Origin of the sequence: Pseudomonas sp. A214, from assembly GCF_900156295.1 — a bacterium.
GTDB lineage: Bacteria > Pseudomonadota > Gammaproteobacteria > Pseudomonadales > Pseudomonadaceae > Aquipseudomonas > Aquipseudomonas rhizophila.
Genome location: NZ_LT707062.1, coordinates 3,703,670 through 3,719,074, shown reverse-complemented (window position 1 = coordinate 3,719,074; position 15,405 = coordinate 3,703,670). Strand labels below are relative to the sequence as shown.

Genomic DNA, 15,405 nt, shown 5'->3' with positions numbered 1-15,405 from the left:
ATCAAGAATCGAGGGTGGATCAGCCGCTTGAGATGTCGACCGGTATAACCCATCGCGAGCAGGCTCGCTCCCACATGGGTTTTCAGGTGTCTGCTCTTTCTGCGTACACCACAAATCCCTGTGGGAGCGAGCCTGCTCGCGATAACGGCGGTCCATTCAACATCTGCGCTGAGGCTCACCCACCACTCATGTTCATGAACCGCACAATCTGCACTTCCCCGCCAGGGTTGAAGTCGTGACGCAGGGGTTTGCCGCGCAGCGCCTGTTGTACCGCCTGGATCAGCGGTTGATCGTCCAGCGGATAGCGCCGCAACAAACTGCGCAGGTCCAGAGAATCTTCCTGTCCCAGGCACAGCAGCAACCGCCCTTCAACGGTCATGCGCACCCGGTTGCAACTGGCGCAAAAGTTGTGGGTATTGGGGGAAATGAAACCGATCCGGGTCTGCGCGTGCTGCTCCAGGCGCACATAACGCGCCGGGCCGCCGCTGTTTTCGGTGCTGTCGAGCAAGCGGTGATGATTGGCAATGACCGCCCGCACCTCATCGCTGGAACAGAACGACTCGCCCCGGGCACGCCCGACCTCACCCAAGGGCATTTCCTCGATGAAGCTGATGTCGATGCGTTGCTCGATGGCGTACTGCACCAGCGCCGGGACTTCATCGAAGTTGCGCCCTTTCATCACCACGCAGTTGAGCTTGATCCGCTCGAACCCTGCGCCCTTCGCCGCTTCAATGCCCGCCAGCACCTGATCCAGATCGCCGTTGCGGGTGATCGCCCGAAAACGCTCGCCATCCAGGCTGTCCAGGCTGATGTTCATGCGCTTGACCCCGACATCGACCAGCGGCCGGGCCAGTCGTCCCAGCTGCGAACCGTTGCTGGTCATCACCAGTTCCCGCAGGCCGGGCAATGCCGCGATGTCGCGACACAACCCGACGATGCCCGGACGGATCAGCGGTTCGCCACCGGTCAGGCGGATTTTCTTGACCCCCAGCCCCACGAACAACCGCGCCAATCGGTGCAGTTCCTCCAGGGTCAACACCTGCTGGCGCGGCAGGAAGGTCATGTTTTTCGCCATGCAATACACGCAGCGAAAATCACAACGATCGGTCACCGACATCCGCAGATAGTCGATCTGGCGCCCAAATCCGTCCTGCAACACGGCGTTCATGTCTGTCCCCTGATTGAGCCGGTGCTCACTGCACCAGCGGCGAGTCGGCGCCCTGAAGATGAATGCCGCGAATGTCCGCCGCACCGATCAGGGTTTGCAGGTACTGCACCAGCGCCTTCTGCCACACGCCTTGTTGCAGCTGGGTGCGAATCGCCGTCGCCACCGCCTCATAAGGCAACGGTTGGCCTTCGACACGCTGATCGATGCTGATCACATGCCAGCCGTAGCGGCTTTCCAGCGGTTTGCCCACCAGGCCCGCCGGCAAGGCAAACAACTGGCGCTCCAGTTCGGGCACGGTCTGGCCCTTACTGATCTGCCCCAGCGAGCCGCCCTGAGCCTTGGACGGGCAGGCTGAGTGGTTCAACGCCAGTTCGGCAAAGCTACCGGGGAACTCGTCCAGGCGTTGCAGCAGGGTTTCGGCCTGGCCGTGAGCCTGGTCGCGCGCTTCGGCGTCGTCCGGTGCGCATTCGAGCAGAATGTGCCGCACCGCCAGCAAGGGGGCGCTGTGAAAGCGCGCCCGATTGCTTTCGTAGTAGCGCAGGCAGGTCGCCTCATCACATTGCGGCACCTGCACCTCACGCTCGAGCAACAGCCGCGTGGCCGCCTCCTCTTCGTTTTCACCGGCGCCCACCTGCAACGCCAGCCCCAGCTCGGCGATGCGTTGCTGAAGCAACTCCCGGATCACCAACGCCCGGGCCGCCTGGTAGACCGCATCCTCGCGGCTCTCAGCCGGGTGATACTGCAGCTCCTGGGCCATCGCCTGGGGGGTGATCGACACCCCGTTGACGCTGATGATCGGCCACTCCTGCTCACTGCTGGCAATCAATTGTGCCGGGGCTTCCTCACCGGCCACCGGCCCGGCCTGGGCCGGTTCGAACTGCACCGCGCCCGCCGGCTCGATATCGCTGAGCGGCGGGGTCACTGGCGCTGCTTTCGCTGAAGAACCGCAGCCGCCGCTGCCCCCGTTACCGCCGCCACATCCGCATCCACTAGCCATGATCGTCTCCTTAGAACTTCTGCCGCACGATTTGATAACGACGCCCCAGGTACCAGACCGGCGCACTGACGATATGGACGAGACGGGTGAACGGGAACAGCACGAACAGGGTCAGGCCCAGTACCACATGAAGCTTGTAGACCAAGCCCACCGGCGCAATGGCCGCGGCCGCCTCCACCGGACGCAACAGCACAGTGTTCTGTGCCCAGTCGGCCAGCATCACCATCACCGAACCGTCCATATGGGCGGTGGATGCCACAATGGTCATCAACCCCAGCACCAGTTGCACCAGCAGCACCACCAACACCAGGATGTCCGACGTGCTGGACGTGGCGCGCACTCGCGGGTCGCTCAGCCGCCGGTTGAGCAGCATCACCAGACCGATCAGACCCAGCACCCCAAAGAACCCGCCGGACACCATCGCCAGCAACTGTTTGTTCTCAGTGCTCAACACATGGTGATAGATCGCCGCCGGCGTCAGCAGGCCGACAAAGTGGCCGGCCAGGACGAACAACACACCGACATGGAACAGATTGCTCGCCACGCGCATGCCACGGTTGCTCAGCATCTGGCTGGAGCCGGCCTTCCAGGTGTACTGGGACAGGTCAAACCGCGCCCAACTGCCGATCAGGCAAATCGCCAAGGCGACATAGGGGTAGACCCCGAACATCAACAGATCCCATTTAGACATTGCCCACCTCCCCGGCGGGCGCAGCGGCCCGTCCTTCATGCTGAAAATCCACCCAATGCAACGGCACCGCGCTTTCGTCCCGGGCCTTGCCCGGCGCACTCGGCAGCGAACTGCAACGGTCCTGCTGCTCGGCCTTCATGAAATCCACCGCTTCCTCTTCCCAGATCCTGTCCAGGGCTTCGAGGGAGTCGTCGCGTGGCTCGGCCTTGACCTGCTCACGCAACTCGGCCACCGCCACCTGGGGCTCGGCCCCGGCGATTTGCAGCAAGGCACGGAAACAACTGGCGTAGGCACTCTCGCGCTCTTCCAGGCGCGCAGCCAGCAAGGCCAGCAGATGCGCCACATCGGCCAGTCCTTCGCGGGCCTCGATGTCTTCGCGGGTGGAGAGAAACTCCAGGTACAGCGGGATGTAATCGGGCAGTTCCTTCACGCCGATGGCAAAACCGGCCTCTTCGTACTGGGCCATCATGTCCACCATGGCCTGGCCCCGGTCGCGGGACTCGCCATGGACGTGTTCGAACAGCAGCAGCGACAGCGAGCGCCCACGGCCGAACAGCGCGCCGTAGTGCTCCTGGCCGTCCATCAGGTCCTGGCCACAGATCAGTTCCAGCAGCTCGAACAGCGCAGCGCGCTGCTTCGGGCTGATTTCCCGTGCCTGCACAATCGCCTGCTCCAGCTCGTCGCGACCGGCCACCAGGATTTCGGTCGGATAATCGAGCAGCAACGAAATCACCTTGAGAATGCGCATGTTCATTCCTCCCACAACTGCACGGTTTTGATGACGTCGCGGCGGTTGGCCTTCTTGGCGCCGAACATGTTGGTGTCGGAACTGCCGCTGCAACCGCTGCCGAAACTGAAACCACAACCGGAGCGTTCGGCGAACGCATCGCTCATGGCGTCTTCGCGGTGGGCGCTTGGCACGACAAAACGGTCTTCGTAGTTGGCGATGGCCAGGTAGCGGTACATCTCTTCCACCTGGTTCACGCTCAGGCCGACATCGGCCAGCACTTGCAGGTCCTGCACGCCGTCCACCTGTTCGGAACGCTTGTAGGCACGCATCGCCAGCAGGCGCTTGAGGGCGCGCTTGACCGGCTTTTCATCGCCGGCGGTGAGCATGTTGGCCAGGTAGCGCAGCGGAATGCGCAGGCTGTCGACGTCCGGGATCACCCCGTTCATGCCCACGGTGCCGGCCGCCGCAGCGTTCTGGATCGGCGACAGTGGCGGCACGTACCAGACCATTGGCAAGGTGCGGTATTCCGGGTGCAGTGGCAGCGCGAGTTTCCAGTCCACGGCCATTTTGTAGACCGGCGAGCGTTGCGCCGAGTCGATCACCGACTGCGGCACACCGTCGGCCAGGGCTTGGCGAATCACCGCCGGGTCGTTCGGGTCGAGGAAGATCTCCAGTTGCTTCTCATACAGATCGTGCTCGTTGGCGGTGCTCGCCACTTCGCTGATGCGGTCGGCGTCGTACAGCAACACCCCGAGGTAGCGGATGCGGCCGACGCAGGTTTCAGCGCAAACCGTCGGCATCCCGGCTTCGATGCGCGGGTAGCAGAAAATGCATTTCTCCGATTTGCCGCTCTTCCAGTTGAAATAGATCTTCTTGTACGGGCAGCCGCTGATGCACATGCGCCAGCCGCGGCATTTCTCCTGGTCGATCAGGACGATGCCGTCCTCCTCGCGCTTGTAGATCGCCCCGCTCGGGCAGGACGCCGCGCACGCCGGGTTCAGGCAGTGCTCGCACAGGCGCGGCAGGTACATCATGAAGGTGTTTTCGTACTCGCCGTAGATGTCGGCCTGGATCTGGTCGAAGTTCTTGTCCTTGCGCCGCTTGGCAAACTCGGTGCCCAGGATCTCCTCCCAGTTCGGGCCCCACTCGATTTTCTCCATGCGCTTGCCGGACACCAGCGAGCGCGGCCGTGCGGTGGGCTGATGCTCGCCCAAAGGCGCGGTGTGCAGGTGCTGGTAGTCGAAGTCGAACGGTTCGTAGTAATCGTCCAGGCTCGGCAAGTCCGGGTTGGCGAAGATGTTCGCCAGCACGCGGAACTTGCCGCCGATGCGTGGGTTGATCGAACCGTCGGCGTTACGGATCCAGCCGCCCTTCCACTTGTCCTGGTTTTCCCATTCTTTGGGGTAACCGATGCCAGGCTTGGATTCGACGTTGTTGAACCAGGCGTATTCCATGCCTTCGCGGCTGGTCCAGACGTTCTTGCAGGTAATCGAGCAGGTGTGACAGCCGATGCATTTGTCCAGGTTCAGGACCATGCCGATTTGTGAGCGAATTTTCATCTCAGTTCTCCTCGATATCGGTTGGCAGTGGACGCGGCAGATCATCGCCACTGGAACCGTCGAGCCAATCGACCTTGGACATCTTGCGCACCACGACGAACTCGTCGCGGTTGCAACCGACCGTGCCGTAATAGTTGAAACCGTAGGCCTGTTGCGCGTAGCCACCGATCATATGAGTGGGCTTGAGCACCACGCGGGTCACCGAGTTGTGGTGGCCGCCACGGGTCTTGGTGGTTTCCGAGCCGGGCACGTTCACGATCCGTTCCTGGGCGTGGTACATCATCACCATGCCTTCCTTGACCCGCTGGCTGACCACCGCACGGGCGGTCAGCGCACCGTTGACGTTGAAGCATTCAATCCAGTCGTTGTCCTCGATACCGGCGCGCTTGGCGTCGATTTCCGAGAGCCAGACGATCGGCCCGCCGCGGCTCAAGGTGAGCATCAGCAAGTTGTCGCTGTAGGTGCTGTGGATGCCCCACTTCTGGTGCGGGGTGATCCAGTTCAGGACGATTTCGGTCTCGCCATTGCTGCGCTTGCCCTTGACGCCTTCGATGGTGCGGGTGTTGACCGGCGGCCGATAACTCATCAGTTGCTCGCCGAACGCCTGCATCCACGGGTGATCCTGGTAGAACTGCTGGCGGCCGGTGATGGTGCGCCATGGAATCGCTTCGTGAACGTTGGTGTAACCGGCGTTGTAGCTGACGTGATCGTCTTCCAGGCCAGACCAGGTCGGGCTGGAAATGATCTTGCGCGGCTGCGCCTGGATGTCGCGGAAGCGAATCGCCTCGTGGGCCTTGGACAGCGCCAGGTGGCTGTGATCGATGCCGGTGAATTTCGACAGGGCCGCCCAGGCCTTGACGGCCACCTGGCCGTTGGTTTCCGGGGCCAGGGACAGAATCACTTCGGCCGCGTCAATGGCGCTGTCGATCTTCGGCCGACCCTGGCTGATACCGGCGTCGACCTCATGGTGATTGAGCTCACCGAGGAATTTCACTTCATCGTCGGTGTTCCAGTTGATGCCCTTGCCGCCATTGCCGAGTTTCTCCAACATCGGGCCCAGGGAGGTGAACTGCTTGTAGATGTTGGGGTAATCGCGCTCCACCACTTGCAGGTTCGGTGCGTTCTTGCCCGGTTGCGGCGCCACGCCGGCGCTTTTCCAGTCAGTGCCGCCAAACGGCTGGGCCAGTTCACCGACGCTGTCATGCATCAACGGCACGGTGACCAGGTCTTTCTCGACACCCAGGTGCCCGACCGACATGGCGGAGAACGCCTTGGCGATGCCCTTGTAGATTTCCCAGTCCGAACGCGACTCCCAGGCCGGGTCGATAGCCGCTGACAGCGGGTGAATGAACGGGTGCATGTCCGAGGTGTTCATGTCGTCTTTTTCGTACCAGGTCGCGGTCGGCAAGACGATGTCGGAATACACGCAGGTCGAGGACATGCGGAAGTCCAGGGTGGTCACCAGGTCCAGTTTGCCGATGGCACCGTTGTCGACCCATTCAGCCTCGGTCGGCTTGGATTCGCCACCAAAGCCGATGTCTTCGTTCATCACGCCGTTCTTGGTGCCCAGCAGGTACTTGAGCATGTACTCGTGGCCTTTGCCCGAGGACCCCAGCAGATTGGAACGCCAGATGAACATGTTGCGCGGGAAGTTTTCCGGGCTGTCGGGTTGTTCGCAGGCAAACCGCAGGCTGCCGTCCTGCCAGGACTTGACCACGTAGTCTTTCGGGTCCATGCCGGCGGCAGCAGCATCGCGGCAAATGTTCAGCGGGTTGGTGTTCAATTGTGGCGCGCTGGGCAACCAGCCGGCGCGTTCGGCGCGGATGTTGTAGTCCAGGGCATGCTCAGGGAACTGCGATTTATCCGCCAGAGGCGACAGCACGTCGTGCATGCTCATCTTCTCGTGGCGCCATTGCGAGCTGTGGCCGTAGAAGAAGCTGGTGCCGTTCATCTGCCGTGGCGGACGGTTCCAGTCCAGGCCGAAGGCCAGGGGCAGCCAGCCACATTGCGGACGGAGTTTTTCCTGGCCGACATAGTGGGCCCAACCGCCGCCGGTCTGGCCGACACAACCACACAGCATGAGCATGTTGATCAGCCCACGGTAGTTCATGTCCATGTGGTACCAGTGGTTCATCGCCGCGCCGACGATGATCATCGAACGGCCACGGGTCTTGTCGGCGTTGTCGGCGAATTCGCGGGCGATCTGGATCGCTTTCTCGCGGCTCACACCGGTGATCTGCTCCTGCCAGGCCGGGGTGCCGGGCACCGAGGCGTCGTCGTAGTCCTTGGCGACGTTGGCGCCGCCCAGGCCACGGTCGATGGCCAGGTTGGCCGCCGACAGGTCAAACACCGTGGCGACTTTCACCACGCTGCCGTCGGCCAGCACCACGTTGTGCACCGGCACCCGGCGGTACTGCACCGCGTCACCGGCCACATGCTGGAAGTACTCCTGGGCTTCACCGGCAAAATACGGGAAGGCCACTTCAGCCACGTCATCGCCAATCAGGCTGAGCTTGAGGTCGATCTCACGGCCCTCGCCGCCTTCACGGGCCAGGATGTTCCATTTGCCCTCTTCGCCCCAGCGATAGCCGATGGAGCCTTGGGGAGAAACCAGTTCACCGCTGGCATCCAGGGCGATGGTTTTCCACTCCGGGTTATTGTCCTGGCCGAGGTTGTTGGTCAGGTCGCTGGCGCGCAGGAAGCGATCAGGCTGGTAGCCGGAGCCCGGCGCCACGCCGAGCATCGGCTTGAGCATCACCAGCACCGGCAGGTCGGTGTAGCGCTTGGCGTACTCGGTGAAGTAGGCGCTGGGCTTGTCCAGGTGAAACTCTTTGAAGATCACATGGTTGAAAGCCTGGGCAAGTGCCGCGTCGGTGCCCTGCTTAGGGTTGAGCCACAGGTCGGTGAGCTTGGCGACTTCCGAATAGTCCGGGGTGATCGCCACGGTCTTGGTGCCCTTGTAACGCACCTCGGTGAAAAAGTGCGCGTCGGGGGTACGGGTCTGCGGGACGTTGGAGCCCCAGGCAATGATGTAGTTGGAGTTGTACCAGTCGGCCGATTCCGGCACGTCGGTCTGCTCGCCCCAGACCATCGGCGAGGCTGGCGGCAGGTCGCAGTACCAGTCGTAGAAGCTCAGGCACACGCCACCGATCAGCGACAGGTAACGCGAACCCGCGGCGTAGCTGACCATCGACATCGCCGGGATCGGCGAGAAGCCAACCACCCGATCCGGGCCGTATTGCTTGACGGTGTAGACGTTGGCGGCGGCGATGATCTCGTTGACTTCTTCCCAGTTGGAACGGATGAAACCACCCATGCCGCGCTTGCTTTTATACGAGTCGGCCTTGGCCTTGTTTTCGACAATGCTGGCCCACGCTTCCACGGGCGGCAGGGTCTGCCGGGCTTCGCGCCACAGCTTGAGCAATGGCTTGCGGATCTTCGGGTACTTGAGCCGGTTGGCGCTGTAGATGTACCAGCTGTAGCTGGCGCCACGAGGGCAGCCACGCGGCTCGTGGTTGGGCAGGTCGTTACGGGTGCGCGGGTAGTCGGTCTGCTGGGTTTCCCAGGTGATCAGGCCGTTCTTGACGTAGATTTTCCACGAGCACGAGCCGGTGCAGTTCACCCCATGGGTGGAGCGCACGATCTTGTCGTACTGCCAGCGGGAGCGGTAGACGTTCTCCCAGTCGCGGGACTCCTTGCGGGTCTCGCCGTGCCCCTCGGAAAACTCGCCTTGCTTGCGGTTGAAAAACCGCAGTTGATCCAGTAAATGACTCACAGTGTGTTCCTCTCAGGCTTGCTCCGCGGGGTCTGCGCCCCGCCCACGCAGGTTTAGGTTCGGCTTAGCACGGTGTTGCGGCGCCCTTGCGGGCATACCACCACCAGGTCACCACGATGCAGCTCAGGTAAAAGCCGACGAACATGTAGAAGGCCATCTCCGGGCCGCCGGTCAGGGCCATCGAAGTGCCGAATGATTTGGGGATGAAGAACGCGCCGAAGGCGCCCATGGCCGAGCTGAAACCCAGCACTGCGGCCGATTCCTTGCCGGCGTTCTTGAGCGCTTGTTCGCGTAGCTCGGGCTTTTGGCCGCGGCTGGCTTTTTCATGCAGGGTGCGGAAGATCACCGGGATCATGCGGAAGGTCGACCCGTTGCCCACGCCAGTGGTGACGAACAGCAACATGAACATCCCCAGGAAGCCGTAGAAGCTGCCGCCCTGGCCGCCTTGGGGCAGGAAATGAAGGACCCCGAACACCATCGCGATCATCAGCACGAAGTTCCACAACGTAACCTTCGCGCCGCCGAGCTTGTCCGCCAGCCAGCCACCCAGTGGCCGCACCAGGGCACCGACCAGCGGACCGAGGAAGGCGAACTTCAGGGCGATGACTTCCGGGAACGAGGTTTTGATCAGCAGCGGAAACGCGGCGGAGAAGCCGATGAACGAGCCGAAGGTCGCCAGGTACAACCAGCACATCAGCCAGTTGTGCTTGCGCTTGAAAATCACTGCCTGCTCACTGAACGAAGCGCGGGCGCTGGACAGGTCGTTCATGCCGAACCAGGCAATCACGGTCACGGCGAGGATGAACGGCACCCAGATAAAACCGGCGTTTTGCAGCCACAGCGAGCTGCCGTCAGCCAGTACCTGCGGCTGGCCGCCCATGAAGCCGAACACGCCGAAGGAAATCACCAGCGGCACGCTGAACTGCATCACCGACACGCCCAGGTTGCCCAGCCCGGCGTTCAGGCCCAGGGCTGTGCCCTGCTGGGACTTGGGGTAAAAGAAGCTGATGTTGGACATGCTCGAGGCGAAGTTACCGCCGCCAAAGCCGCAGAGCAGCGCAATCAGCACGAACACGCTGTAAGGCGTGGCCGGATCCTGCACGGCAAAGCCCATCCACAGCGCCGGCAACAGCAGCGACGCAGTGCTCAGGGCCGTCCAGCGACGACCGCCGAAGATCGGCACCATGAACGAATAGAAGATGCGCAAGGTCGCGCCGGACAGGCCCGGCAACGCCGCGAGCCAGAACAACTGGTCGGTGCTGAAACTGAAACCGATGGCGTTCAGGCGCACGATCACCGTGCTCCAGACCATCCACACCGCGAAGGCCAACAGCAGCGCCGGGATGGAAATCCACAGGTTACGCCGGGCAGTCTGTTTGCCACTCTTGCCCCAGAACGCGGGGTCTTCCGGACGCCAGTCATGAATGACCGGGCCCTTTTCAGGCGTTTGCAGAACGGACATGTTCTTCTCCTTGGGCAATGCTGGAAAACGGGGATTGGCTGGCCGGCGGCTGTTTACCCAGCAGCGGGCGCTTGCGAACTTCGCTGAAGTACATCCAGGTCAGGGAGACCCAGACCACGCCGTACATCAACATGAAGCAGGACGAGCGCACGCCGGTGAGGTCCACCAGGGCGCCGAACATGATCGGCAACACGAACCCGCCCAGGCCGCCGGCCAGGCCGACGATGCCGGACACCGCGCCCATGTTTTTCGGGTAGTCGTTGGCGATGTACTTGAAGACCGAGGCCTTGCCGAACGCGAAGGCGATGCCCATCACGAACAGCAGCACGGTGAACAGCGTGGCGTTGAGGCCGATATGAAAATCCACCGTGCCGTTGACGGTCTGCACTTGCAGTTGGGTCTGTGGGTACGAGAGCAGGAACAGGCAGATCCAGCTGACCCACAACACCCACCAGGTCACGCTCTGGGCGCCCCAGCGGTCGGACATCCAGCCACCGACGGCCCGCAATACGCCACCGGGCAGGGAGAAGCAGGCCGCCAGCAGCGCCGCGCTTTGCAGGCTGAAGCCGTATTCCTGCACGTAGTACTTGGTCATCCACAGGGCCAGGGCTACATAGCCGCCGAACACGATCGAGTAGTACTGGCAGTAGCGCCACACCGCTGGTTCTTTCAGGGTTTTCAGTTGCTCGCGCAACGTGGCGCCGCCGGTGCCGCTGTGCTCCTTCTTCTCGGTTGTGAGAAACCAGAACAGCAGCGCGGTGATGAACAGAATGGCGCTGAACACCTTCGGCACCAGGTGCCAGGAACCGAAGGCGATCAAGGCAGGAGCGAGGAATTTGGTCAGCGCGGCGCCGGCGTTGCCCGCGCCGAACACACCCATGGCGAAGCCTTGATTCTGCTTGTCGAACCACTTGGCCACATAAGCGATGCCCACCGAGAACGATCCACCGGCCAGCCCGACAAACAGGCCCAGCACCAGGAACTGCCAGAAAGCCGTGGCCAGGGTGATCAGGTACAACGGCAGCACACAGGAGAGCATCAGCAGGAAGAACACGATGCGCCCGCCGAAGCGGTCGGTCAGCAGGCCCAGGGGCAAGCGCACCAGGGAACCGGTCAGCACCGGCGTGGCGGCCAGCAGACCGAATTGGGTTTCGTTGAGCGCCAGCATTTCCTTGATCGGAACACCGAGCACGGCAAACATCATCCAGACCATGAAGCACACGGTGAAGGCCAGGGTACTCATCCCCAGTACCAACCCTTGTTGCACTTGCGCTCGCATCTCGATGCACTCCCCGTCAGTTCGATGAGCGCAGCCTAGTGATGCCTACCCCGTAAAAACTTGACCTGGGTCAACGTGCGTCCCGGCGGTACTGGCCTATGCTGGGGCCGTCTACCTCTTAGGGGGTAGAGCCTGAAGTTGATAAGAACCTTTATTTATCAAGGCTTTGAACATTTCGGCCGTGGCTTTTATCGAAACGTAGCGGCCGACAACTCTTTAGAGGTAGTGCGCCCGGGATCGGCTGCTATACCCCCCCAACGCCAGGGCGTCCCCATGTTCGGTTTGCAGAATTTCCTCCAGGGCCAGTCTCGATGATGCGGTGGCTGCGCAGTTCCCTGCCCGCTCGCGCCGGGCTGGCGGTGATCCTGATCGCCATCCTCGCCCTGGCCAGTTCCTTGAGCGCAGGTCTGATTGCCTGGTTCAGCCAGGGCGACGCGGCCGCCATCAACACCGCCGGTTCCGTGCGTATGGAGACCTATCACCTGAGCTGGAAACTGGCAGCCGGGGCCAGCGACGATGTCCCGGCGATCATCGACAGCCTGCAACGACGTCTCGAAAGCCCGTCCTTGCGCGCCGTGCTGGAAGACGGACCGGCGACCTCCCTGCATCAGAGTTATCAGAGCCTCATGCAGCGTTGGAACCAGACCTTGCGCCCGGCCATCGAACGCGGCGATTCGGCGTTCTTCCAGGCCAGTGCCGCTTCCTTCGTTGCGCAACTGGACCAGTTCGTCACCCTGTTGCAACGCCAGAGCGAGCACAAGCAAGCCTGGCAACAGACGATCCAGGGCATGGCGCTGTTCACCACCATGATCATCCTGCTGATCGGTCTGTATGAATTGCAGTACGGTGTGGTCACGCCCTTGCAGGAACTGGTGGACGCCACCCAGCGCTTTCGCCGTGGCGAATTCCAGGTGCGGGTCAACCATCAGTCAGAGGATGAACTGGGCCAACTGGCGACCAGCTTCAACACCATGGCCGAGACCATCGAGCAATCCCATCGCACCCTGGAGAATCAGGTCCAGCAAAAGACCCTGAACCTGCAACAGGCCAATGCCGCCCTGGAGCTGCTGTACCAGAGCAGCCGCAGCCTGGCCACGCGGCAGGCCAATGCCGAAGGGCTGGATGAACTGATCAGCCGGTTCCAGCAGCGGCTGCCGGGCCTGCGCCTGTCGCTGTGTCTGCAAGGCCAGTTGCAGGCGCCCGCCCGGCAACTGCTGTCGCTGCATGGCGCCAACAGCCGCGAGGTCTGCGCCAGCAGCGATTGCGCCACCTGCCAGAAACACCACAGCGCCCGGCCGCAGACGTTCAGCATCAGTAACCAGGGCACGGAACTGGGTGAACTCAAGGCGCATTTTGTCGACGGTCACGCGGCGCAACCCTGGGAAACCGCACTGATCCAGGCCCTGGCAAACCTGATCGGCACCTCGCTGTCTCTCAAGCGCCAGCGCGAACAGGACCATCGCCTGCTGTTGCTCGATGAGCGCACGATCATCGCCCGCGAACTGCATGACTCCCTGGCCCAGGCCTTGTCGTACATGAAGCTGCAAGTCAGCCGCATGCAAACCCTGATGCGTCGCGGCGAACCGGTGCAAACCCTGGAAACCGTCACCGCCGAACTGCGCGAAGGCCTGAACAATGCCTACCGGCAGTTGCGCGAACTGCTCACCACGTTCCGCTTGCAGATCCACGACGACGGGCTGGTCCAGGAACTCAAGGACACCGCTGAAGAGTTCTCCCGCCGGGGCGATTTCCGGGTGCATCTGTTCGTCGACACCCTGGCCTTCGAGCTGTCGGCCAGTGAGCAGATCCATATCCTGCAGATCACCCGCGAGGCGCTCTCCAACTGCCTGCGCCATGCCCACGCAGAGAACGCCTGGCTCGAACTGCGCCAGGAAGGCGAAACCGTGCGACTGTCGGTCGAAGACGATGGCCGGGGCTTCAGTGGCGAAGTGGACCAGCGCGAACACCACGGCCTGAACATCATGAACGAACGGGCCCGCAGCTTGCGCGGCCAACTGCAAATTATCTCCCGAACGCCCCAGGGCACCCGTATCCAGGTGCATTTCCAACCGGAATTCCTGGGCCAACACAGCGAAGGTCTTGCAACATGAACGCCCCCCTGCGTCACACCCTCCTGCTGGTCGACGACCATCCAATGATGCGTCGAGGGATCCGCCAAATGCTCGAACTCGAAGACGACTTGCACATCGTCGGCGAAGCCAGCCACGGCGAAGAAGCCCTGACCCTGATCGAACCGCTCAAACCTGACCTGGTCCTGCTGGACAACAACATGCCGCAAATGAACGGCATCGAAACCCTGCGCCGGCTGCGGGCCATGCATTACACCGGCAAGGTATTGCTGTTCACCGTATCCGACGCCGAGGACGACATTCGCGATGCCCTGCGCCTGGATGCCAACGGTTACCTGCTCAAGGACATGGAGCCGGAGTTGCTGGTGCAGTACATCCGCGATGCCCTCAACGGCGCGCTGGTGATCAGCCCCGGCCTGACCCGCGTCATGGCCCAGGCCTTGCGCTCCCCTCCCCGCCAGGCCGACGTGGAACTGACCGAACGCGAACGCCAGGTACTCAAGACCATCGCCGGCGGCTGCAGCAACAAAGTCATCGGCCACAAGCTGGGCATCACCGAAGGCACGGTCAAGGTCCATGTGAAGAACCTGCTGCACAAACTGGGGTTGCGCTCACGGGTCGAAGCCGCCGTGTGGGCCATGGAGCATCTGCGCGGAGTGGGCTAGCCCGGCAAACCACACCTCCTGTGGGAGCAAAGCCTGCTCGCGATGACGGCGGCACATTCAACATCCCTGCAAGCTGACCCTCCGCTATCGCGAGCAGGCTCGCTCCCACAAGGTTTGTGTTTGAGCGGGGACTCACCTCCCTCTTCCGAGGTAGGCCTGCGGAGGCATAGGCCGGGGGCGCGTGGGGTTCTACCATGACGGCACGCGGAGGTACGCCATGCTGACTCATCCTTCCATCGTTTTACTGTTGCGTCGTCATCACCTGTTCAGCCAGTTACCGGAGCGGGTCTTCGAAGACGTGTGCAACCTGGCCGTGCTCAAACGCCTGGAGTGCAACAGCACGCTCATGCACCAGGGCGACCCGGCCAAGCGGTTTTTCCTGCTGGTCAGCGGTCAGATCAAGCTGTTCCGGGTCACCGGTGAAGGTCAGGAAAACCTGGTGGAAATCATCCAGCCCGGGCAGACCTTCGCCGAGGCTCTGCTGTTCAGCCAGGCCCGGTGCTACCCGGTCAGTGCGTCGGCGCTCAAGGACAGCGTACTGGTGAGTATCGAAGGCACTCATTACCGCAAGGCCCTGGAAGACCAGCCGAAGGTCTGCCTGGCGATCCTGGCGAGCATGAGTATTCATTTGCACCAGCGCCTCAAGGACATCGACAACCTGACCCTGGCCAGCGCCAGCCGGCGGGTCATCAACTTTCTGCTTCAGGAACGCGACCCGCGCGACGGCCAGGTGGTGCTACAGGTGTCCAAACGCCTGGTGGCCTCCAAGCTGGGAATCCAGCCAGAGACTTTTTCGCGCATTCTCCATCGCCTGGTAGACGGTGGCCTGATTGCCATGGAGCGGCGCAACATTCGCATCCTGGCCGAAGATGAGCTGGACGCTTACCAGCAATAACGCGCGCAGCCCCAATTCCCTTGTGGCGAGGGGATTTATCCCCGCTGGGGCGCGAAGCGGCCCCTATTCAAACTGTCTGACACAGCGCATTGGG

The 15,405-nt window shown here is 62.3% G+C and carries 11 protein-coding genes; 3 read left to right on the top strand and 8 right to left on the bottom strand.

Annotated features, from left to right (window positions below; all coding sequences use genetic code 11):
- Positions 1-175 precede the first annotated feature (175 nt).
- The 8 genes from moaA to BW979_RS16590 form a co-directional block, all read right to left on the bottom strand.
- Complete coding sequence (moaA, locus tag BW979_RS16625) at positions 176-1,168, bottom strand: GTP 3',8-cyclase MoaA (protein WP_076384521.1); 993 nt, start codon at positions 1,166-1,168, stop codon at positions 176-178.
- 25 nt (positions 1,169-1,193) lie between these two features.
- Positions 1,194-2,165, bottom strand: a complete 972-nt coding sequence (locus tag BW979_RS16620; RefSeq protein ID WP_076384519.1) for a peptidylprolyl isomerase — start codon at positions 2,163-2,165, stop codon at positions 1,194-1,196.
- Between the two features lie 10 nt (positions 2,166-2,175).
- Positions 2,176-2,856 (bottom strand): respiratory nitrate reductase subunit gamma, encoded by a 681-nt coding sequence (gene narI, locus BW979_RS16615; protein ID WP_047229169.1) that lies wholly within the window; start codon positions 2,854-2,856, stop codon positions 2,176-2,178.
- Complete coding sequence (gene narJ, locus BW979_RS16610) at positions 2,849-3,604, bottom strand: nitrate reductase molybdenum cofactor assembly chaperone (protein ID WP_076384517.1); 756 nt, start codon at positions 3,602-3,604, stop codon at positions 2,849-2,851. Before narJ ends, narI begins: the two co-directional genes overlap by 8 nt.
- A 2-nt stretch (positions 3,605-3,606) precedes the next feature.
- A complete protein-coding gene (narH, locus tag BW979_RS16605) occupies positions 3,607-5,145 on the bottom strand; it encodes a nitrate reductase subunit beta (RefSeq protein ID WP_076384515.1) in 1,539 nt (512 codons plus the stop codon).
- A 1-nt stretch (position 5,146) separates the two neighbouring features.
- The gene (locus tag BW979_RS16600; RefSeq protein ID WP_076384513.1) at positions 5,147-8,920 is read right to left on the bottom strand and encodes a nitrate reductase subunit alpha; all 3,774 of its coding nucleotides are present in this window, start codon (positions 8,918-8,920) and stop codon (positions 5,147-5,149) included.
- A gap of 64 nt (positions 8,921-8,984) precedes the next feature.
- Positions 8,985-10,382, bottom strand: coding sequence for a NarK family nitrate/nitrite MFS transporter (locus BW979_RS16595; RefSeq protein ID WP_047229173.1), 1,398 nt, complete (start codon positions 10,380-10,382; stop codon positions 8,985-8,987).
- Entirely contained in the window at positions 10,360-11,661 is a 1,302-nt protein-coding gene (locus BW979_RS16590) for an MFS transporter (RefSeq protein ID WP_047229174.1), read from the bottom strand. Before BW979_RS16590 ends, BW979_RS16595 begins: the two co-directional genes overlap by 23 nt.
- A gap of 311 nt (positions 11,662-11,972) precedes the next feature.
- Between BW979_RS16590 and BW979_RS16585 the strand changes: the two genes are divergently transcribed.
- The 3 genes from BW979_RS16585 to BW979_RS16575 all read left to right on the top strand — a co-directional run bounded on the left by BW979_RS16585 (position 11,973) and on the right by BW979_RS16575 (position 15,311).
- A complete protein-coding gene (locus BW979_RS16585) occupies positions 11,973-13,772 on the top strand; it encodes a HAMP domain-containing protein (protein ID WP_076384511.1) in 1,800 nt (599 codons plus the stop codon).
- Positions 13,769-14,416, top strand: coding sequence for a two-component system response regulator NarL (narL, locus tag BW979_RS16580; protein ID WP_047229176.1), 648 nt, complete (start codon positions 13,769-13,771; stop codon positions 14,414-14,416). Before BW979_RS16585 ends, narL begins: the two co-directional genes overlap by 4 nt.
- A 217-nt stretch (positions 14,417-14,633) precedes the next feature.
- Positions 14,634-15,311 (top strand): Crp/Fnr family transcriptional regulator, encoded by a 678-nt coding sequence (locus tag BW979_RS16575; RefSeq protein ID WP_047225852.1) that lies wholly within the window; start codon positions 14,634-14,636, stop codon positions 15,309-15,311.
- Positions 15,312-15,405: the final 94 nt, after the last annotated feature.

Coding starts and splice junctions, on each gene's coding strand:
- narH (WP_076384515.1), bottom strand. CDS start 5,145: ATGAAAATTCGCTCACAAATCGGCATGGTCCTGAACCTGGACAAATGC.
- narJ (WP_076384517.1), bottom strand. CDS start 3,604: ATGCGCATTCTCAAGGTGATTTCGTTGCTGCTCGATTATCCGACCGAA.
- narL (WP_047229176.1), top strand. CDS start 13,769: ATGAACGCCCCCCTGCGTCACACCCTCCTGCTGGTCGACGACCATCCA.
- BW979_RS16595 (WP_047229173.1), bottom strand. CDS start 10,382: ATGTCCGTTCTGCAAACGCCTGAAAAGGGCCCGGTCATTCATGACTGG.
- BW979_RS16585 (WP_076384511.1), top strand. CDS start 11,973: ATGATGCGGTGGCTGCGCAGTTCCCTGCCCGCTCGCGCCGGGCTGGCG.
- narI (WP_047229169.1), bottom strand. CDS start 2,856: ATGTCTAAATGGGATCTGTTGATGTTCGGGGTCTACCCCTATGTCGCC.
- moaA (WP_076384521.1), bottom strand. CDS start 1,168: ATGAACGCCGTGTTGCAGGACGGATTTGGGCGCCAGATCGACTATCTG.
- BW979_RS16590 (WP_047229174.1), bottom strand. CDS start 11,661: ATGCGAGCGCAAGTGCAACAAGGGTTGGTACTGGGGATGAGTACCCTG.
- BW979_RS16575 (WP_047225852.1), top strand. CDS start 14,634: ATGCTGACTCATCCTTCCATCGTTTTACTGTTGCGTCGTCATCACCTG.
- BW979_RS16620 (WP_076384519.1), bottom strand. CDS start 2,165: ATGGCTAGTGGATGCGGATGTGGCGGCGGTAACGGGGGCAGCGGCGGC.